Genomic DNA, 20,323 nt, shown 5'->3' with positions numbered 1-20,323 from the left:
GATGGAAGAACATATCAAAGAGAGTTATCTAAAAGAACAAAAGAATCCATTTTATATTTTATTGACACTTTATCAAGGCAATTATGGACGCTTTGCTCTATCCAGTCTATTTTTTGTGATCAAACACTTGCCTTCATGGCTCATGCCAATAGCCATTGCGAACGTGATCAATGTAGCAACATCAAGAGATACTACACAGATCCATACAATTTATGTAAATGCTCTATTTATGTTTTTACTGATTGGGCAAAATATTTTGACCAATTACTTTCATGTCAAATATCATAGCTCTTCGATTCGCCAAGTAGAAGCTGGGCTCCGTGGAGCATTGATCAAGAAAATCCAAGAATTATCGATCCCCTATCAGAAGGAGATGCAGTCTGGGAGGATCCAATCAAAGATCATTCGTGATGTTGAAGCTATCCAGACTCTCTCGTCGCAAGTCTTTGTAAGTGCATTGAATATTTCAGTGAATTTATTCGTAGCTCTGGGAATCACCTTATACAAAAGCCCAGTAGTTTTTCTCTTCTTTTTAGCAACCGTTCCATTTGCCGCATTAGTTGTTGTTTTCTTCCGCAAGAAAATCAAACGGTCAAACTCAGAATTCCGTCAAGAAATGGAAGAAACTTCAGCAAAAGTGTTTGAAGTAATCGAACTAGCTCCGATTGCTAGAGCTCATTCACTAGAGGATCATGAAACAAGACGTTTGAATACCCATTTTTCTCAAATCTATAAAAAAGGATTCCAATTAGATATATTGCAATCGGTCTTTGGTTCCGTGAGTTGGGCTAGTTTTCAAATTTTCCAATTGATCTGTTTGATATTTACTGGACTATTAGCGCTACAAGGAAAAATCCAACCAGGCGACGTAGTGGTGTACCAAACTTACTTTACAACTGTCGTCAACTCAGTTTCGGGGATCATCACCCTCGTTCCAACGATCTCAAAGGGAATGGAATCAATTAGTTCTATCGGGGAAATCATGGGTGCTGGTGAAGTAGAGCGCTATCAAGGAAAAAAGAAAATAAAAAAAATAGACGGCCATTTTTACTTCGATCATGTCAGTTTTCATTATTTAGATAAACAACACCCCGTCATCAACGATTTCACCTTGGATGTCCAACCTGGAGAAACAATCGCCTTTGTTGGACCGTCAGGCTCAGGCAAATCTACGCTACTGAATTTATTGATTGGCTTCATCCAACCTACTTCAGGAACGATCTATCTAGATGAGCAACCGTTGACGCAAGTGGATATGCGATCTGTTCGGCAATTTTTAGCTGTCGTTCCACAAACAACGTTGCTTTTTTCTGCATCAATCAGAGAAAATATTACGTATGGACTGACGAACATTTCAGAACAGCAACTAGATGCAGTGATCGAAGCTGCACTGCTACGTTCATTGATTGAAGAGCTTCCCAATGGATTGGACACCTTAGTCGGAGAAAATGGCAGTCAATTATCTGGTGGCCAGAAACAACGGATTTCCATCGCACGGGCCTTGATTCGTAACCCTAAAATCATTTTATTGGATGAAGCTACTTCAGCCCTGGATACACAATCAGAAAAAAAGATTCAACACGCTCTGGATTATTTGACCGAAGCAGCGACCACATTTATTGTTGCCCATCGTCTTTCTACCATCAAAGAAGCAGATCGCATCATTGTGATCGAGAAAGGAAAAATCATCGAAACTGGCACCTACGAAGAATTAATGGCTAACAAGGGGTATTTTTATCAGATGCAGCATGAATAACGAAAAGTACTTATTTTCGTTTTCGTATTCCTTTGTAGACAGCAAACGGCACAATGATGACACAAAATAAGACAATGATGTCTATCAGGTATTTTTCATCAAATACAGAAGAAACTACTTGGGCAGTTGTCAAAGAATAAATTGCTGGGAGTAAGAGAATCGTGAAAAGATATGAACCGATGATTTCCCAAAAATCTTTCCAAGAAAATTTTTTATTTTTCATTCTGATACACCACCTTACTTTAAATCGTCAACTGAATCTTTAAACGAGAATCATCTGGAAAACTATCTCTAGTATAGCAGATACACCTTGATAGTTAAGAAACAAACCTGTCTTTCCAACTACTTTCAGCATAAACAAAAAATCTCTGCATACAACGATCGATTGTTATCGTCTATACAGAGTTTTTTTGTTTTATCTTGAATCGGAATCAAGAGAACGGACAAGAGAAGCTCTTTGCTTAATCTGCAATTCTTTGACCGCTATCCCATGAAGGATCACAGTTTTTCTGGAGACTCTACTATCTGAACGTTGCGGTATTTTTCTTAGATCGATCCTCTTTTTTGGTGGCTCAGACGTTTGGAGAGAAGTGCTTGGGTGCCGTTGCGTATTTGATCGCCCCATCGGGTATTTTGACTGTTCAGACTGCTGGTTCTGATTTGCTTGCTTCATTTGATGATGAGTTTGCCAAGCATTTTTACAGGATTTAAAGTTGTTCACATGTCGTTCTACTCGTTCGTTGAGTTTAGTATATTTATTTTTTCGTATGTATTTCATCAGAAAGTTCTTCTTGTTTTGGCGCCTTCCAGAAACTTCTTTATTTAAACTAGCTAACCAATTAATACTGCTTTCATAGTTGGTAAAGCTATCCACAGTCTGCTTCTGTGCATACTGCCATGCGGCATCTTGTACCGTATTTTCTAGTTTCATCAGATACGTCAAGAGTGTTTTAGTCTTAGATTTTGCGCATAGTTCCGTCATTCGTTTGAAATTAAAGCATGGCGTATTCTCAATACCTAAAAAATATTTTTCCTGCTCCATCGCTAGCTCCCCTTAATATTCTGTATTTTAGTTACTATCTAAGTAACCATAGCAAAAAATGTTGGAGAATAGTGGCAATCGCAGAACTCTTTTTTCTTCAAACGAAAAAAATAATCTTCCCTCAGAATTGCTCATTGAAGCAGTCAAAACAATAAACGTATTTTCTCTACTTCTCATATTTTATACCTCATGTTTCGACCATCTTAAAATCTGGAAAAGCCATTTTCCACGCTAAATCCATTCAAAAAAAAGAGGTTGGGACAGAAGTGTTTAACTCCGATAAATAAGAAGAAATTCACGAAAATTGCTTTTCAAATTTTTGTGAATTTCGGCTTATTTCCGAAGGAATTGCTTCTGCTCCCACCGTTTATTCGCTTTTAAAGAATGGGACAAAAGTGTTTCTTACTTTTGTCCCACGCTCTTTTCCATTCTTAGCTTCAGTCCATACTATTCAAGACTTCTATTCACTATATAAATCTCTGACTGGTGTCATGATGATTCGGTTTAAATCATTAATGATCGTGCTGAATCCTTGTTCTTTTTGCATCAAATCATTGATAACTTCTTCTGCTTGGATTTTCATTGCCATCTCTTGGGCTTTGGCTGCATCTTCATCACTGAATTCTTGGCCGCTCATTTGTTTTTCTTGCAATTCGATTTGCATTGCTTGGAAATCTTTAAATAACTGATGCGCTTCTTCATTGGCTTTCACTTTTGCATAAGCTTCTTCCAAAGCCTTGAATTCTGGTAATTCGCGGATTTCACGTTCAATTTGATTTGCGCTATCATAAATATTTGACATAATTAGCCTCTTTTCTTTTTTTATTCCCTTTTATTGTAACATTTGTTTATCCGTTTTCATAGAGTCTACTCTCCTTGGTATTTACGCCAAAGATCCTTGGCTGCTTCTCCGACTCCTTTGACACCATCTTTCACTAGATCGCCAAATTTTTTCAGGCCATCTTTTGCCTGCTCGCCATACTGATTCAGGTTATCTTGCCACTGACTCGTTTCTCCGTTAGATTGCGTGTCATTGTTCACTTGATCGGCAGCAACGACTTGTCCGCCTGTGGCATATGCATCCGCCACACTAAAACTACTTTTATCCGTATAAGGAAGGATTCCTTCTGCTGCTGACTTGAAGACTCTCCCGACAACATTCCCACTGGTACCTTCTAAATAGTGGATCTCACTCGATTCTTCGTATCCCATCCAAGTAGAAATCACTACGTCAGGGGTATATCCTACGATCCATTGGTCGTTGGCTTTGGTAGAATCAAAGTTGGTTTCAGTAGTTCCTGTCTTTCCGGCTACTGTATAACCGGCTGGATTTGCCGCAACTGCTGTTCCATTTGAAAATGTACCTAAAAGCATACTTGTCATTTGATCAGCCGTTTCTTCAGAAATCACTTGTTTTGGCTTTTTGCTCGTATTGTCAACGATCACTGCACCAGTAGAATCAACGATTTTAGTGATTAAATGTGGTGTATACATTTTTCCTTTATTGGCAAAAGCACTATAAGCACCTGCCATCGTCAATGGTGATACCCCTTTTTCCAGACCACCTAATGCCAGACCATAGTATTTGTCTGATTTTGATAAAGGTAACCCAAATTCTTCTGCTTTGTCGTATCCTTTTTGCAAGCCAATCTCATGGAGCAACCAAACAGCTGGCAAGTTCAAACTATTGGCGACTGCTTGATACATTGGAACACTACCTTGATACGTTCCATCAAAGTTATGCGCATCGTAATACGATTGTGGTTCATCTCTCAACACACTTGACGGCGTATAACCTGCTTCTAACGCAGGTGCATAGACACTCAGCGGTTTGATCGTTGAACCTGGTGATCGTTCCATTTGCGTGGCAAAACTAAATCCACGGAAAACATGTTCACCACGTCTCCCGACCAGTGCTTCAACGCCACCACTTTGTGGGTCTAAAGCAACGGAGGCGGATTGGACCATTGCGCCATCTGCAGCATTGGCTGGGAATATGGCATTATTTTGATATGTTGCTTCTAATTGTTTCTGATAGTCTTGATCCAATGCGGTATAGATTTTATAGCCTTTATTCATCACATCCGCTTCATCTAAACCATACTCTTTTACCGCTTCATCAATGACCGCATCAAAATAATAAGGGTAGCGATAACCCGATTCAGAATTATCATATGTGTCGTTGAGGTATTGACTGATATCGGTTTGACTTTCTGCTTGATATTGTTCTTTTGTCAGCTTCCCATTTTCTTCCATTACACTTAATACGGTATTTTTTCGATTGTTTGCATTTTCCGGATGATCAATCGGATTATAGATTCCGGGACCTTTTAGCATTCCCGCTAAGGTTGCTGCCTCAGAGATCGTTACCTGGCTTGCATCAACGCCAAAGTATTTTCGTGAAGCGTCCTGCACTCCCCACACTCCATTACCGAAATAGGCGTTGTTCAAATACATCGTCAAAATTTCTTCTTTGCTATACTTCTTCTCTATTTCGATCGCTAAGAAAAGTTCCTTTGCTTTTCGATCAAAGGTTTGGTCAAGTGTCAAGTACGCATTTTTTGCAAGTTGCTGTGTGATCGTACTTCCGCCACCACCGGATGTTCCTCCGGATAAAACCATTCTCACCGCTGCTCTGGCAATCCCTTTGATATCAAATCCATGGTGTTGGTAAAAATTTCGGTCTTCTGTTGAAATTACCGCATCTTGTATATGAGGGGAAATCGCTTGTAATTCGACATATGTTCCTTTTTGTGCATAAAGTGTTCCTGCTTCTTCATTCTTTTTATCATAAATAACTGTTGACTGGCTTAAGCCAGATTTCAGGGTCTCAACATTTGCCTGTTTTGCTAAAATAAAAAGATAGATACTGGTGATCAATACAACAATGAGCCCGAGTAATAAGATGACTTTATTGATGTGGTATTTTTTCCAAATCCGTTTTCGCCATCGATGAAACTGTCCGAGATAAGGTCTGATCCATTGCCAAAAACTGATCAAAGCAGCTTTTATTTTCCTTAAAATGCTTTGAAAATCCATAGTTACTTCTCCTATCTTTTTGATTCAATCGTCTTATTTTAACACAAGTTATTTTGTGTTACTTCCTGCTTAAGATGTATAAAATCGACTTTTTGCAATCGTGCCGTTAGTTTAGCATACCAAATGTCAGAAATCGTTCATTTTTTTCTTAAATATATTTTAAAAATGATACAATGAAACTGCATTTGACTAAAAGGAGTAAATTTATGGAAATCACGATTACCTTACCTAGCACCCATCCTACAACAACCGTTCGAGAATTGTTAGAGCAAGAATGGCTTGTTCCAAGAAAAGTCCGCCATTTCTTACGAACACGACGGAATGTTTGGATCAATCAAGAACCAGCCTTGTTTCATTTTGAAGTTCACGGTGGCGATCATATCACCTTACGTTTCGAGGAAACAGATTACAATTATCAACAAATCCAGCTAGGAGCGGCAGAACATATCCATCCATTATATGAAGATGACCATCTGATCATCCTCAACAAACCTGCTGGAATGAAAACTCATCCCAACGAGCCCACAGAAAATGATACCTTGCTCAATCATCTGGCTGCCTATCTAGCAGATAAAGGGCAACAGCCATATGTTGTCCATCGCTTGGATAAAGAAACAAGTGGCGCTATTTTATTTGCCAAAAACCCTTTTGTTTTGCCCATTTTAGGAAGAATGTTAGAACAAAAGAAAATCTACCGGCGCTATCAAGCAATTGTTTGGGGAACGATCAATCATGACTTGGTTTTTCAAGACAAAATCGGGCGTGACCGTCATGATCGAAGAAAACGAGTCGTCGATAACAGAAATGGCCAAACCGCGCTGACACGTGTGACAGTCGACCAAGTAAGTCATGGGCAAACCCAAGTCTATTGTGTATTAGAAACTGGTCGAACTCATCAGATCAGAGTACATCTGGCAAACTATGGTCATCCGATCGTTGGTGATCCGCTTTACCAAGAGCGTCCTGATAAACGTCTAATGCTTCATGCTTTAGAACTGCATATGACCCACCCATTCACTCAAGAAAAAATCATAGGAACAGCAACCCCTGGTCTATGGTAAAAAAATACGACATGTCAGCTTTACTTTCGCTGATATGTCGTGTTTTCATTTTTAGAGGACAGGAATCCCCTGATTATTTTGTTTGAGCTAACTCATGCTCTGCTAATAACAAACTACCGATGATGCCACTCTCATTAGGTAGTCCCCAACGAACGATATATTCACTGACTGGTGGTGTTTCCATATAACCACCCATCAGTTCAACAAATTGTTGACGGATTTTGTGAAGTAAGTGGTCCTGATTCATGACACCTCCACCTAAAATGATCTTTTCAGGAGCCAAGGTTAGTGTATAGTTGACTAAAGCTTGCGCAATATAAAAAGCTTGCATATCCCAGACTGGATGATCTTGAGGAAGGTCTTGGCCTTTGATCCCCGTGCGTGCTTCAATGGAAGGTCCAGCGGCTAATCCCTCTAAACAATCTTTATGGTAAGGACAGGTCCCTTCATACGTATCGTCTGGATGTCTCTTGACCCAAATGTGCCCCATTTCCGGATGTGCGATCCCTGAAAAGATGTTTCCATCTATCACTACGCCTGCCCCAATTCCAGTTCCAACAGTCAAATAAATACAACTTTTTTTGCCAATAGCCGCGCCTTTCAATAATTCGCCATAAGCTGCAGCATTCACATCTGTCGTCCATGCAACTGGAATATCATAATGGTCTTTGATACTCCCCAAAAAATTGTAATTCGTCCAACCTTTTTTTGGTGTGGCTAAAACATAGCCATAGCTATCTGTACTCTTGTCAATACCGATAGGACCAAAAGAACCGATGCCCATTGCTTCTAACTCATATTGATCGAAAAAATCAAAGACTTGCTTCAATGTTTCTTCCGGCGCTGTTGTAGGAATACTGATTTTTTCTACGATAACGCCTTCATCAGACACCGCACAAACAAATTTTGTTCCACCTGCTTCTATCCCACCATACATTTGCTATTCCTCCTTAAATCCGATTGTCCGAATTTCATAAGGCTTAAGATTTGGATCAACCGTTTCTTCCCATGTTTCTTCAAGTAGATTCAACAAGTGTCCAGATTGACCATTTTTTTCTATCTGTAGTTTTTCTAAATGACTAGACATATTGAATCCTCTTACTACTACTTTATCACTAAATTTGCTCCGTTTCAAAGCTGTAATTGCAAACGTTTCACCTGTACAAGATAAATATTGATTTTTTTGTGGAAGTGTTCCTTTTTGTTTTACTAATTGTTTTGTTGAGAAAGGAATCTGTGCAGCATAGGCATGCTGATAGCTAACGAATTTTTCTGCCGTTGGCTGTACTTCGATACTATAGTTAAATCGATGTTCTCCTAAACATTGTGCCTCAGGAGTTGGGAAATATCCCCAGTCACCTAATTCACCTACGCAACGTAATAATGTCAACGCAATTACACCGTCATCGACAATCTCATATTCATTCAGTCCATAGTTTCCAATTGTTACACCGTACGTTTGATCTTCTAAGTGAGTAAATGCATGCTGGTATTGTGGATTCGTAGGATTTTCCCAATCTTTTGCGACAGTATTAGGACGTGTGACTACTTCAAAGATACTATCGGCCTCATGTTGTTCCACATGTAACTTTGTCGGGAATAAGACACGCAAACGGTGGTCTTTCATTTGATTATCCACAGTTGTTTCAAAATCGATTTTCTTGCTATTTTTTCTTAAAGTAATCAGTGTAGTCAGCTCTAATACCGCTGTTTCTGTGGAACGCCCTGCTTTTCTATGCCGAAATTCGATGACCATTTCTTGTTCTTTTTCTAGACGCTCATCTGCCGCAACTGGGATCACCATCTCTTGCGTCAATCGGATTTGTGCGAGTTCTTTTGTATCGGTCACGATTTCAATTGTACTATTGCTTATTTCTTTAGATAAAATCGCTTGGTCATTCTCAGGTTGTTTGAAGATATATTCATTCCCAACATCACCCACATCTTCAAAAACTAATAAGTCGTCTAATACAACCCCAGTGACTTTGTCTGTCAAAGTGAGTGTCCCGTTTGACTGGATCTCTAACTGAACTTGATCATTTTTCAGCACTCGTCCAGCATCTTCGATCAGCGTACCGGCTTGTTCTTCGGCCGCCCCTTCAACTAAAACAAATGTTTCCCAAGAAAAAGCAGGCATTTCAATTATAGGTAAACGAATTGTGATCGTTCGTGCCATATATGGTACCCTAAACCGATCTTTTGGTAAGTCATAGCCAAACGCGACTTTCTCTTCTGAGATCATTGCGGATAATTTTTTCCCGTCGACTGTTTCGACATGATACACTTTCTTTGGTCGCTGTTCCAATTCCGCATAAAGTGCTTCTGGTATTCCTTCTGCAAACCGTTTTCTTTCTAATTCGATGCTGATTTCTGCTTCACCTGTTTTAGGCGATCCAGCAGTATTGAACACAACAAATGGATAACTAGCTTCTGGTAATCCACTCGTATCGATTGCTTCGCCTAGTTGTCTCAGTGCTTCATCTGCCAGATACTTCCCTACTTCATTGGCTTTTTCAAATCGTGTGATCATTTCTCGATGCACAGAATCAACGGAACAGCCGCAGATGCTGTCATGAGGATGATTTTGCATCAGTGTCTTCCAAGCATAGTCTAGTTGATCATGCGGATACTCTCCTGTTACCTCATACGCCATCGTCGCCAACGGTTCTGTAATATTTTCAAGTTGTCTTTGGACTTTTGTGTTCCACTGTTTCAAGTATACTCGTGCTGAAGCTGTGTTTGCTAAAGTGTACCATCCATCCGTTTCTTGACTCGTCAACTCACCTTCAACATCCCCCAGATCTTTTGGTAGATCTTTTTGGACTGCCTCAAGATAATCCACAAAGTTAGAATGGACGAACTCATAATCAGGATATAGTTCATTTGCTAAACGGATTGCTTTTGATATATCTTTTTGAACAGGTTGATGGTCGACCCCGTTCATCATCAAAAGATGATCTGTCGAAGCATACTGTTCTGCATCTGACAGTTTTTGCTTCCAAAAAACTTTTGCTGCTTCTTTTTCTGATGGTATTTCATTGCCATTACTATACCAGTTCGCAAAAAGCAACCCAAAAATCTCTGTTTGATCAGGTCCTTTCCACCACATCTCAGAATACTGCGAAGAGTAATTTTCCGCTTCTAATACTTGATTATCAAACCCAATCGGCTTAACACCTCGCCCAAATGCGGCTGCCTCTAATCCAGCTTGTTTCATCATCTGCGGTGTTTGCCCCATATTGCCAAAGGTATCTGGGAAATAACCCAGCATGACAGGTGTTCCCCATTTTTGACTTTCCTCCATACCAATCAGCATATTGCGCACATTTGATTCTGAACTGATCAAAAAGTCATCTTGTAAAATATAGAACGGACCGATCCGTAATTTTCCTGCCGTGATTGCTTGCTGAACCAACTCTCTCTTTTCAGGTCGAACTTGCAGATAATCATCCAGAATAATCGTCTGCCCATCAAGATGGAAACTATTGAATTCTGGATCTTTCTCGAATAATTCCAGAAGATCATCCATTAATTCAACCAATCGCATGTGATGTTGTTCGTACGCCATGTACCACTCTCGATCCCAATGGCTATGAGAAATGATATATACTTTCTTTTTCATATGTTTCCTCCTATTTCGCTACTCGAATATCAAAATAATCCATGACTAATTCACAAAACATCATATTTGCCCAAGAGAACCATTCTCTCGTGTAATTTTGCGGGTTGTTTACATCAAAGCCTTCGTGCATCAAGTGTGTCCCAGCATCTGTCGCTACTAACAAATCTAAAATCCGTTCTTTTTCTGCTTTATCCTCAGTCGTCATCCCTTCCATCGCTAAAGCAATTGGCCAGATATAGTTTTCAGGTGTGTGGGAAGAACCTATTCCCTTCGCATATTCTCCTTCGTAAAAATATGGATTTTCTTTACTCAATAGAGTCGCTCTAGTTGCAAGGTACTGTGGATCATCCATCGAACCATAGCCTAGATATGGTGCAGAGATCAGATTAGGTACATTGCTATCATCCATGATCGATGTATTTCCTAGACCATCCACTTCGTAAGCATAGATTTTTTCCCCATTTTGATTTTGTGTATAGGCGAAATCATCAATGCCTTGTTGGATATCTGTCTTTAATTTTCTCGCTTCTTTTACCAATTCTTCTTCTGAAAGAATGTTTGTAAAGATATCTTCTATATACTCTAAGACCACAACAGCAAACATATTGGAAGGAACTAGATAGCCGTATTGGCATGCATCATCACTAGGACGGAACCCTGACCAAGTCATGCCAGTCGGCGCAACTTTGGTACCGCGCCCATCATTTATTAAAGTATCCTCTTTGCGTGTCGTGTCACGCACAAATGTATAAGGCGATTTTTCATGGTCCTGTTCTGTTTTGAAGACGCCTAATATTTTTTTGATACCTTCTACAAAAGAGGCATCGAATTGATCTGTGCGACCTGTATTTTTATATAATAGGTAGGCCAATTGCACCGGATAGCATAAGGAATCGATTTCATATTTTCGTTCCCAGATCCAGTCATTCATCTTCGTATGATCGTTTTGGTGGCCCGCCCCATTCGCCTCTTCGTTGAATGCGTTCGCATAAGGATCGATATTGATGTAATTGAACTGTTTCTTAACTAACCCACTGATCATGTCGGCTAAATCTTCATCTTCTTTTGCCAGTACAAGATACGGACGTACCTGTGCAGTAGAATCACGTAGCCACATCGCAGGAATATCGCCAGTTAATAAGAAAGTCGTTCCATCCTCATGACGTTTTACAGTCGTTAACAATGTATTCGCAAATGCCGCAGAAAAGTTTTCCGCCCAATCCGCATGTTTATCTCCGCATTTTGCTGTTATTTCTTCCATAAATTGTTTAACTGAATTTGGTATATCTTTATAAGCCATTATTTTCCCTCTTTCTGGTTTGGTATATCACAAACGAATTATACCTCTCTGCCAGAAAAATGTCTACGCTTTCAAAATGAGATTTTTCTTATTTACTTTTCCCTTTTTTATGCTATCATTTATCTATGATATATCATATAAGAAGGTGTTTTTATGGATCAACCGTTATACCAAAAAATATTCAATGACCTAAAAGCTGCTATTGCTGACGGTTCGTTGCCAGTCGATAGCCAAGTCCCTACAGAAAAAGAATTATCAGCAAAATATCAAGTAAGTCGAATCACTTCGAAACGAGCCCTTACAGAATTAGAGCAATTAGGATTGATCTATCGGGTACGTGGAAAAGGAAGCTTTGTTAAGGCCGCAACTAGTGTGGAACAGCATGCAGTGCTTCCTAAAAATAGTCGTATTTTATTCCTATTGCCTTTTTTGTCAGATCTTTCCGTAGGTGACTTTACCAAAGGATTGAATCCTGTCATGCAAGAACAGCAGTTGGAAGTCATGATGACTACCCTAGATTTTCTCACGAATAAAACAGCACATGAACTTATGCAGGAATTTGATGGTTTGATCTATTATGCTTTTGATACAGATCATCACCTCGATTTGCTCTTTGAACTTTCATTGAAGCAATTTCCAGTGGTCATTTTAGATAAGAAAATCTATGAATTACCTTTTCCTACTGTTCTTTCAGACAATTTCCAAGGCGGTTCTCTAGCTACGGAACACTTAATAAAAGAAGGACATCAAAAAATTGCGTATCTTTTTGGCGAACAGACTCATCCACAATCTGTACGCCAACGTTATTTGGGTTACTTAGAGGCATTGAATAAAGCAAGATTGCCTTTCCATACCCCTTTAGATGATAAAAGTGCTACGATCGATACCTTGATGAACTATGTCAATGACCATAAAGTAACAGCTTTTGTCTGTGAAAACGATCTTGTCGCCATTCAAACGATGAACTACTTGAAGCAACATGGTTATGACATTCCTAATGACTTTTCAGTTATCGGCTTTGATGATATCCAGGCCGCTGCTCTGGTCGATCCTCCATTAACCACCGTAGCTCAGGATTTTCATAAATTAGGGGAAATTGCAGGAAGATCGCTCATTGAATGGTTACAGACAAAAGAGATACCCGCTGATAGTAGTTATCCAGTTTCATTTATCAAACGACACTCAACAAAGGAGATGTAATATGGACATCCAACAAATCGATACCCGGCACGGTACCGCGAATCAACCAAATTTCTCCAACGGGAATTGCCAGCCCTACACTGGCGTTCCTTTTGGAATGAACTATTTTGCACCACAAACAACAGATCAAAAAGGCAGTTGGTGGTTCCATCCAGAAGATCGTGTGTTTCAAGGCTACCGTCTTACCCATCAGCCAAGTTCTTGGATGGGTGATTTCAGTCATTTTGTCATGACCCCTTTCACAGGGGAATTGCCAGAAAATACGTTATTCCATGCGCAAAGCTCTTATCGACCAGAAGAAAGTATCTTTGCACCAACACACGTATCTATTCGTCAATTGCGTGACGGAACACAATCGACCCTCATTCCAAGTATGTATGGCGGGATCTTAACGATTGATTATAGCAAAAAAGAAAGCGGTTTACTTCTGACTTTTCCTGGAAAATATTCTCTAAATGTAAAAGATAGTCATACCGTTTTCGGCCAGATCACGCATTTTGCCGGCTCAGAAGATCCTGATTTTACGTTTTATTTTGTTCTAAAATTCAATCAGCCGCTCTTAGCGAAAACTCGTGTAACAAATTCCGGTGAACAAGCCGATTCCATTCCATTGTATTTTGGTGATGTTAGGAATTTAGTTGCTCAACTGGGAACTTCTTTTATCAGTGAAGAACAAGCTCACTATAATTTGAACCAAGAGCTTCATCAAAAAGCTGCTGATTATTTGAAAAATAGCCGAAACCAGTGGCAAGACTACTTTGATCGCATAAAAATCGAACATCATGATCCAAAACAAACACGTACCTTTTATCATAATCTGTATCGGACTTTCTTATTCCCACAGACCTTCTATGAGATCGATGCTAATGGTCAAAAAATCCATTATGATACGACTAGCCGCACTGTAAAGTCTGGTGTACTCTACACAAATAATGGCTTTTGGGATACGTATAAAACTGTTTATCCTCTTTATTCCTTGATTGCCGTGGAGAAATATGAGGAAATGCTCGAAGGCTTTTTAAATAGTTATAATGAAACCGGCTTCTTACCAAAGTGGCTCTCGCCTGATGAACGTGGTTTGATGCCAGGCACATTGATCGATGCAGTTATCGCAGATGCGGCGGTGAAAGGTATTCGAGAAGATTTGATGGAAAAATTTTTAGAGGCGATGCATAAAGGTGCTACTGTTCAAAGTGCGAACCAAAACTATGGACGACAAGGAACAAAAGACTATCTTGAATATGGGTATGTACCAAGCACTTATCATGAGTCGATCAACCATACATTGGATTATGCCTACAGTGATTTTTGTATCAGCCAAGTAGCTAAAGTGCTAGGAAAAGAAAAAATCAACCAACATTATCAGCAGCAGGCATTGAATTACCAAAATGTTTTCGACCAACAAACAGGTTTTATGCGTGCCAAAGATGTAGACGGAACTTTCAGAGAACCTTTTTCTGCTATCCGCTGGGGCCAAGATTATGCAGAAGGTAGTGCTTGGCAAAGTAGCTTTGCTGTCTACCACGATTTCGCTGGTCTGATCAAAGCCCATGGCGGAAAGCAAAAATTTGAAGAAAAATTGATCGAATTATGCAACCAAGCACCAAGCTTTGAAGTTGGGGGCTATGGTTTTGAGATCCATGAAATGAGTGAAATGGCCGCTATCGAATTTGGTCAGTTAGCTATCTCGAATCAACCAAGTTTCCATTATCCTTATCTTTTTAGCTATATCGGAAAACCAGAAATGGCTCAACCTTTGCTCAAACAATTGTTGACACAGACTTTTGATGATACGCCGACCGGTTATCCAGGAGACGAAGACAATGGCAGCATGGCTGCTTGGTATATCTTCAATAGCTTAGGTTTTTACCCTGTAACGCCAGGAACAGGCGAATACGTCATTGGAATGCCCCTGTTGGATAAAGCAACCATTGCCTTATCTAACGGAAAGACGCTGACTATCGAAACGTCACCTAATCAGCCGCAGCATCAATTTATTCATAAAGTAAAAAGAAAAAATCTCCCTCACACAGATCTTTTCTTTACTTACGAAGACTTGTTAGAAGGCGGAACGATTTCTTACAGATTAGGTATTGTGCCACACGCAGCTTACCACCACGAAAGTGCTCTACCTTATTCTTTGTCGGAGGAAATCGATTAAATAGTTTCAAACGATAGCTTTTATTGTGATTGTGCTATTCTCCCTATAAAATAAGCTTGGATGAACGATTGATTCACTATAGAAGGACTTTCTATAATCGAAAAAATCAACATCCAAGCTTATTATTAGCTGTGCTTAAACCAAATTTTCCCAAGAGGGTTTCCAATAATGCCTCCAACAGATTTTCTGTCTTAAGTGAGGCAAAAAATCACTTTCTTGTCCACTCGCTCCGAACAACCGACCTTTTTTTTCAGTAGCAAAACTCTTATTGATTGTTTTTGGTCAGAGCCCCACGAGTTTATCGACAGTGGCTATTCTTGGAAATTTTTCTGACTGTTTCACAGACTAACCTAAAAATTTAAATACATCTTCTCTATCATAGAGTTTCAATACTTTTTCAAAGATGAATTGTGTCAGTAAAGCCGCAATCAAAGGCACAACTAGCCAACATACAAAAGTAAGAACGAGACTCAATCCTGCATCTAAAGAAGCTAAAGGTCCGACTAAACCAACGACGCCAAATCCAGCAGATGACGGTGTTCCAGAAATAGAAAACAGTGCAACTGGAATAGCGGAAATCACCGCACTGACCAAACATGGAACTAGAATGATTGGTTTTCGAAACAGGTTAGGCATCATCATTTTCATCGCTCCGAGTGCAATGGCGATCGTTACTCCAGGTTTATTGACTCTCCACGAATTCACAACTAAAACTATTGTAGTAGCTGCAACACCCATAGCAGCTGCCCCAGCAGAAACGCCGTTTAATTGGATCGCCATACCGATTGCTACCGTAGAAATCGGTGAAATGATCAAAAAGGCGAAAGAACAACCAATCAAAATCGACATCAATAGAGGTTGTAGCGTGGTAAAGTTATTGATCAATGTACCGATTGCTGAAGTAATAGCTGTCACATAAGGATACAAGTAATACCCGATCAAACCGGCTCCTACCCCAACAACAATTGGCGTCAATACAATTGCGACAGAGCCAAAACGTTCACCAATCAATAAGATCAAAAGAACCGCTATCGAGGCAGTAAGCATCGTGTTAATGATGTCTCCTGTTCCAGAACCTACATAAGTTCCTGTTTCCCCAAGATCAGGCGCAAATTTGACTACCCCTGAACCTACAAAAGCTGCTCCAGCAACTACCATTATTTTCATTGGATTAAACCCAAATTGTAATGCAATCAAACCGCCGATGATCAATGGCGTTGCTAACTGAAAAACAACTGCCATTTGTGCGATTGTCACTGCTATCGAATAATCACTAAAATATTTTAAAATGGCTCCTAATACTGCATTTGGGATTAAACCAATGATGATTCCTGTAGCGGTTCCTGCCAGTACCTTATTTAGAAAAATTTTTGGTGATAGATGTTTTGTCTCTTCCATATAATCTCGCTCCCTCATTTTACATTTAAACTATCTTCCTTTGCATGAACAAGTTCTGTTAAGAAATCGCAATACGGCGTAACTATGCCATATTTCCTACCTTTTCTAGAAATAGCACCGTTGATATAATCGATTTCAGTCAAGCGATGATTCTTGATCAAGTCCTGATACATGGAAGGATAATGCATTCCAATCGTTGCTGGGTCAAAGCATGACTCACAATGTGCAATCACCTCTGGAATATCTAAATGGATATTTTCAAATGCAGCAACTTTCGCAAATTCATTGACGATTGTTTCAACCATTTTATGTGCGGTCGTGGTCTTGCCTAATCCAGCCATATTCACGTCTAAGATCGTACATAGCCCATTCATCGTCCCATTCACACATGCTTTTCGATAAATAGAATAACGAATATTGTCAGAGAATTTAGCGTTTAAACCAGATTCCGCTAATTTACGCGCCAATTCTTTCGCTGCTGCTTCTTTCCCAGCACCTAAATTTTGTAATTCGACTGAACCGTCACCAAATAATTTTACTTGGCCTGGACCTTCTAAGCCGGCTGTCCACATTGTATTCCCGATATAGATATTCTCCATTGGAACAAACTTCTCGATGATATCTTCGTGACCGATACCATTCAGCAAACACAATACTTCCGTATCTTCTTTGATCAACGATTGAATGTCTTTCAACATTTTTTCCAACTGCATCGCTTTCGTAAATAAAATGATCAAATCAACTTGGTCAGATTCACCTACTTCTGATTGCAAAAGGATCGGTAAATGGGCCACTACTTCTTTTCCGTTGTAGTTCGCTCTTAGTCCATGTTCTTGGATTTGTTGGACATGTTCTGCCCACCCATCGATCAACAAGACCTCATTTCCTCCTTGTTGTAACATTAAACCAAAGCGGCTGCCCATCGCGCCAGCACCTGCAATAGCAATTCTCATTTCTTATTCCTCCTTTTTTGAACATTATACCCGTGTGGGATTTGCTTCACAATCTCAACTAGTCATTTATCTAAATTTTTTTTGAATAAATGATACTGTTCATCTTGTTCTATTTTCAATGATTCTTTCATTCGTTGTAGCATTGCTTAGTTTGACGTCCTTTGTTGTAGTTTGCTGTTGACGTTCATTTGCATCGATTTCAGAGGACCGATCAGGCTTTTTTTCTTATCCCGTCAGTGAAACGAGGAATGGAGCTTACCATCCATAGGAATACTGGAACGTTTTTTAGTCAGTGATGAATTTTCCTTCTACTAAATCGGAATAGTACTCAATTGCTTCTTTATACTCTGCACGTAGTTCCTGTTTTTTCTTACTCTCCATCTGTTGCTTTGTTTGTGACTCATCGTATAACTTGGTATAGACGTATAAAATAGCCGGTTTATCTTCAGATTTCTTGGCGATCTCTAACGCCTTTTCTAAAGCTCCTTTCCCGATATACACCCAATAAAGCAACAAATCATCACTTGCTTTTTTTGATAGTAGCTCTAAGATCCCTCTTTTTTGTTTGTCAGCTAATGTGGCTACATGGACTGAACTTACCGCCAATACATATCGAGTAGATTCCGAAAGATCAGCGATTTTATCCTCTCGTAACATCATTAAAACACCTGGATAATCCTCATCAATAAACAATGCTTTTGCTTGGCTGAAACGTTCGAGTGTTGGTATTCGTTTTAGCTGATAGTCGCCAACGATCCCCATAAAACAACTTGTCAGGAAAATAAATATCACCATTCCCCATTTGTATAACCTATACTTACGCTTTTTCACAAAGAAATTTTCTGTTTGACGTTTGTTTTTTTGTTGGACGATCCGTGTTCCTATCAATTGATGGAGCTCGTTGATCGTTCCTGCTTCTTGTATTTTTTTGGAAAAGACGTCCCTAAATACACTGATGCCTTCCATCAATCCTCGATAATCAGTTTCAGGATGTAAGATAGCCAAGAGCAGCGCACGATACTGTTTAATAAATAAGGACTGCTCCGCCACATAAGGAACTACAGCTTGTATGAATCCCCGATGTGCGATCCTCAATTCTTCACCAAAAATAAATAGATTGTCAGGATGGAGATACGGTTGAACTGGGCTACCTAAGAAATCCACTAGATCTCCCATTTTTTGGCAATCACCAATCGTTGATAAGGATCGATCTTCTTTCCTATTTGTGCTAAAGACTGCATACCTTTTTCTTTGTGATATCGGATCACTAATTTTTCTTCTGTAGAGGAGAGGATTTCCCCGACCATGAAATTTTTTTGTTTCTCTAAAAATAAACGGTATTGATCCAATCTTTCTAGTTGATATTGTGTTTCTTTTAAAGTTATCACCACATAATCTTGTGTCTCTTGCAAGGTAAGTTCTTCTGTGCTTTTGCTTTGTCCATTCAAAACACCAACCCCTCGATTATTCAACTTTCTTTTATTGCGAAAGAATCACCAGTTCTTAATGGATCATCAGCTAGGACATCCTCTTCCCTCAGTCGAATTGCTTTATTTACTATCACTAAGTCAAAAGAGGGTGGCAACTGTAGCTGTACCTAACAAAGCTTTTTTCACTCATTTTGCTATGCCGCTATGTACACATGACTACGTTTAAAACCCAAAGGAATGCGCATTTTCTTGGTCTCGTTGTGCAACCGTAGTCGCGTAATTCGTTAGTTGCCGATCAATGTTTTTTAGTAGCTCCTCCATCTTTTTGATACTTCCTTCTAGTTGGTTGTATTGTTCAAGATATGCTTGAAAGGCTCGGCCTTTCCATTCTTGGGCAATTTGCTGATTCATCGTATTGACTCTTAGCATTGCCTCCTGTAATTGTGTTGATGCTTGCGAATAAACTTTTGCTTGAGATTTTAACTGTTCTGGTGTGACTGCAATTATTCTTGACACCGTTCTCCCCCCTCTCAACGTGTTGACTATCCACTTGCTATTTTATTGCTCAAAATAATATACGCCTCTCTTTGTTTTTTATTTGAGGTCGAGACAACGTTTATTCGAGAGTCTGTAGCAAAACTGATTTTTAGATTTGTCTCACTCTCTAGTTGCAGAAAATGCTTGGAGAATAGAATTGGAATGAATACAGTCCGAATTGTTAAAGAAAAAAGCGGCAGGAATGAAGTATTCCTCAAAAAGAGGCAACTTCTATTCCCGCCGTTTATTCAGAGTTAGTAAGAAAAAAATTGACTTTTTGCTAAATCATATGCATGCTATCCTGCCGATTTTTCACTTTCTTTACGTACATCAAAAATGACATTCTTGATCATTCATCATGTGCAACTTGCCACTCTAATCGATCGAGTAGTGGTGTATAATCTACTTTGGTAAAGTCAGTAACATCAAATTCATAAAGGGTTCCTAGTGCGAAACGATCATATTGTCGCGCATTAATTATTTTTTTAAATGCTTCTTTTGTGATATGATTCGTGCCCAATGATCGATTTTCTAATTGGTCCCCATAGTGGTAATGATCCATGATATAGCTAAGATGGCGTTCTGGTTCGCGATCTCTTTGATGACGACGTGCCCATAAAACCTCAAAATCAGCGACCAAACGAATGGTAATCACTTCATACTCATATTTTTTTGCTAAAAACTGCAGTTTCTCCTTTTGTTTGTCACTAAATGGATATTCGGAAACGATCACTTTTTTACCAGCTTCCATATATAATTCCAATGCGCGATAAAAGAATGGATAGACTTTGTTTTTTTCTTGTTCTGCTCGTTCTCTTAAATTT

General features: G+C 39.4%; 17 protein-coding genes. 4 read left to right on the top strand and 13 right to left on the bottom strand.

Annotated features, from left to right (window positions below; genetic code table 11):
• Position 1 precedes the first annotated feature (1 nt).
• Positions 2-1,756: an ABC transporter ATP-binding protein gene (locus ED2_RS09025; RefSeq protein ID WP_016177303.1), complete on the top strand. Its 1,755-nt coding sequence runs from the start codon at positions 2-4 to the stop codon at positions 1,754-1,756.
• A 10-nt stretch (positions 1,757-1,766) separates the two neighbouring features.
• Here ED2_RS09025 and ED2_RS09020 read toward each other — a convergent pair whose 3' ends face one another.
• The 4 genes from ED2_RS09020 to ED2_RS09005 form a co-directional block, all read right to left on the bottom strand.
• Positions 1,767-1,979: a hypothetical protein gene (locus ED2_RS09020; protein WP_005876099.1), complete on the bottom strand. Its 213-nt coding sequence runs from the start codon at positions 1,977-1,979 to the stop codon at positions 1,767-1,769.
• A gap of 192 nt (positions 1,980-2,171) precedes the next feature.
• The gene (locus ED2_RS09015) at positions 2,172-2,798 is read right to left on the bottom strand and encodes a hypothetical protein (protein WP_016177302.1); all 627 of its coding nucleotides are present in this window, start codon (positions 2,796-2,798) and stop codon (positions 2,172-2,174) included.
• A gap of 460 nt (positions 2,799-3,258) precedes the next feature.
• Positions 3,259-3,600, bottom strand: a complete 342-nt coding sequence (locus tag ED2_RS09010) for a YlbF/YmcA family competence regulator (RefSeq protein ID WP_005876101.1) — start codon at positions 3,598-3,600, stop codon at positions 3,259-3,261.
• 65 nt (positions 3,601-3,665) lie between these two features.
• Positions 3,666-5,837 carry a PBP1A family penicillin-binding protein gene (locus ED2_RS09005; protein WP_005876103.1) on the bottom strand — a complete coding sequence of 724 codons (2,172 nt, stop codon included), beginning with the start codon at positions 5,835-5,837 and terminating at the stop codon, positions 3,666-3,668.
• Positions 5,838-6,043: 206 nt separating this feature from the next.
• Between ED2_RS09005 and ED2_RS09000 the strand changes: the two genes are divergently transcribed.
• Positions 6,044-6,898 (top strand): RluA family pseudouridine synthase, encoded by an 855-nt coding sequence (locus ED2_RS09000; RefSeq protein WP_005876105.1) that lies wholly within the window; start codon positions 6,044-6,046, stop codon positions 6,896-6,898.
• Positions 6,899-6,971: 73 nt separating this feature from the next.
• On the opposite strand, the gene ED2_RS08995 is transcribed toward ED2_RS09000, so the two are convergent.
• Genes ED2_RS08995 through ED2_RS08985 form a run of 3 tightly spaced genes read right to left on the bottom strand, consistent with a single transcriptional unit; the run spans position 6,972 to position 11,820 of the window.
• Positions 6,972-7,835 carry an ROK family protein gene (locus tag ED2_RS08995; protein ID WP_005876107.1) on the bottom strand — a complete coding sequence of 288 codons (864 nt, stop codon included), beginning with the start codon at positions 7,833-7,835 and terminating at the stop codon, positions 6,972-6,974.
• A gap of 3 nt (positions 7,836-7,838) precedes the next feature.
• The gene (locus ED2_RS08990; RefSeq protein ID WP_016177301.1) at positions 7,839-10,520 is read right to left on the bottom strand and encodes an alpha-mannosidase; all 2,682 of its coding nucleotides are present in this window, start codon (positions 10,518-10,520) and stop codon (positions 7,839-7,841) included.
• A gap of 10 nt (positions 10,521-10,530) precedes the next feature.
• The gene (locus ED2_RS08985) at positions 10,531-11,820 is read right to left on the bottom strand and encodes a glycoside hydrolase family 125 protein (protein ID WP_005876110.1); all 1,290 of its coding nucleotides are present in this window, start codon (positions 11,818-11,820) and stop codon (positions 10,531-10,533) included.
• Between the two features lie 153 nt (positions 11,821-11,973).
• On the opposite strand from ED2_RS08985, the gene ED2_RS08980 reads away from it, so the two are divergent.
• Positions 11,974-13,020: a GntR family transcriptional regulator gene (locus tag ED2_RS08980; RefSeq protein ID WP_005876112.1), complete on the top strand. Its 1,047-nt coding sequence runs from the start codon at positions 11,974-11,976 to the stop codon at positions 13,018-13,020.
• 1 nt (position 13,021) lies between these two features.
• Positions 13,022-15,181: a GH92 family glycosyl hydrolase gene (locus ED2_RS08975; protein WP_016177300.1), complete on the top strand. Its 2,160-nt coding sequence runs from the start codon at positions 13,022-13,024 to the stop codon at positions 15,179-15,181.
• A 345-nt stretch (positions 15,182-15,526) separates the two neighbouring features.
• On the opposite strand, the gene ED2_RS08970 is transcribed toward ED2_RS08975, so the two are convergent.
• From ED2_RS08970 to ED2_RS08950, 6 genes are all read right to left on the bottom strand, one after another.
• Positions 15,527-16,579 carry a PTS sugar transporter subunit IIC gene (locus ED2_RS08970; RefSeq protein ID WP_016177299.1) on the bottom strand — a complete coding sequence of 351 codons (1,053 nt, stop codon included), beginning with the start codon at positions 16,577-16,579 and terminating at the stop codon, positions 15,527-15,529.
• Between the two features lie 14 nt (positions 16,580-16,593).
• Complete coding sequence (locus ED2_RS08965) at positions 16,594-17,532, bottom strand: 2-dehydropantoate 2-reductase (RefSeq protein WP_005876117.1); 939 nt, start codon at positions 17,530-17,532, stop codon at positions 16,594-16,596.
• 285 nt (positions 17,533-17,817) lie between these two features.
• Positions 17,818-18,726 (bottom strand): type VII secretion protein EssB/YukC, encoded by a 909-nt coding sequence (locus ED2_RS08960; protein ID WP_231369434.1) that lies wholly within the window; start codon positions 18,724-18,726, stop codon positions 17,818-17,820.
• Positions 18,696-18,980: a hypothetical protein gene (locus ED2_RS16050; RefSeq protein ID WP_016177297.1), complete on the bottom strand. Its 285-nt coding sequence runs from the start codon at positions 18,978-18,980 to the stop codon at positions 18,696-18,698. Before ED2_RS16050 ends, ED2_RS08960 begins: the two co-directional genes overlap by 31 nt.
• A gap of 204 nt (positions 18,981-19,184) precedes the next feature.
• Complete coding sequence (locus ED2_RS08955) at positions 19,185-19,478, bottom strand: WXG100 family type VII secretion target (RefSeq protein ID WP_016177296.1); 294 nt, start codon at positions 19,476-19,478, stop codon at positions 19,185-19,187.
• Between the two features lie 370 nt (positions 19,479-19,848).
• Positions 19,849-20,323: hypothetical protein (locus ED2_RS08950; protein WP_060789752.1), on the bottom strand; the 475-nt coding region annotated here is incomplete at its 5' end.

The sequence above is a fragment of the Enterococcus durans NBRC 100479 = LMG 10746 genome (assembly GCF_001544215.1).
Classification (GTDB): Bacteria; Bacillota; Bacilli; order Lactobacillales; family Enterococcaceae; genus Enterococcus_B; species Enterococcus_B durans.
Note: the sequence above shows the minus strand (reverse complement) of the source record. Positions and strands in the feature narration are given on the sequence as shown.

Coding starts and splice junctions, on each gene's coding strand:
- ED2_RS09025 (WP_016177303.1), top strand. CDS start 2: ATGGAAGAACATATCAAAGAGAGTTATCTAAAAGAACAAAAGAATCCA.
- ED2_RS09020 (WP_005876099.1), bottom strand. CDS start 1,979: ATGAAAAATAAAAAATTTTCTTGGAAAGATTTTTGGGAAATCATCGGT.
- ED2_RS09015 (WP_016177302.1), bottom strand. CDS start 2,798: ATGGAGCAGGAAAAATATTTTTTAGGTATTGAGAATACGCCATGCTTT.
- ED2_RS09010 (WP_005876101.1), bottom strand. CDS start 3,600: ATGTCAAATATTTATGATAGCGCAAATCAAATTGAACGTGAAATCCGC.
- ED2_RS09005 (WP_005876103.1), bottom strand. CDS start 5,837: ATGGATTTTCAAAGCATTTTAAGGAAAATAAAAGCTGCTTTGATCAGT.
- ED2_RS09000 (WP_005876105.1), top strand. CDS start 6,044: ATGGAAATCACGATTACCTTACCTAGCACCCATCCTACAACAACCGTT.
- ED2_RS08995 (WP_005876107.1), bottom strand. CDS start 7,835: ATGTATGGTGGGATAGAAGCAGGTGGAACAAAATTTGTTTGTGCGGTG.
- ED2_RS08990 (WP_016177301.1), bottom strand. CDS start 10,520: ATGAAAAAGAAAGTATATATCATTTCTCATAGCCATTGGGATCGAGAG.
- ED2_RS08985 (WP_005876110.1), bottom strand. CDS start 11,820: ATGGCTTATAAAGATATACCAAATTCAGTTAAACAATTTATGGAAGAA.
- ED2_RS08980 (WP_005876112.1), top strand. CDS start 11,974: ATGGATCAACCGTTATACCAAAAAATATTCAATGACCTAAAAGCTGCT.
- ED2_RS08975 (WP_016177300.1), top strand. CDS start 13,022: ATGGACATCCAACAAATCGATACCCGGCACGGTACCGCGAATCAACCA.
- ED2_RS08970 (WP_016177299.1), bottom strand. CDS start 16,579: ATGGAAGAGACAAAACATCTATCACCAAAAATTTTTCTAAATAAGGTA.
- ED2_RS08965 (WP_005876117.1), bottom strand. CDS start 17,532: ATGAGAATTGCTATTGCAGGTGCTGGCGCGATGGGCAGCCGCTTTGGT.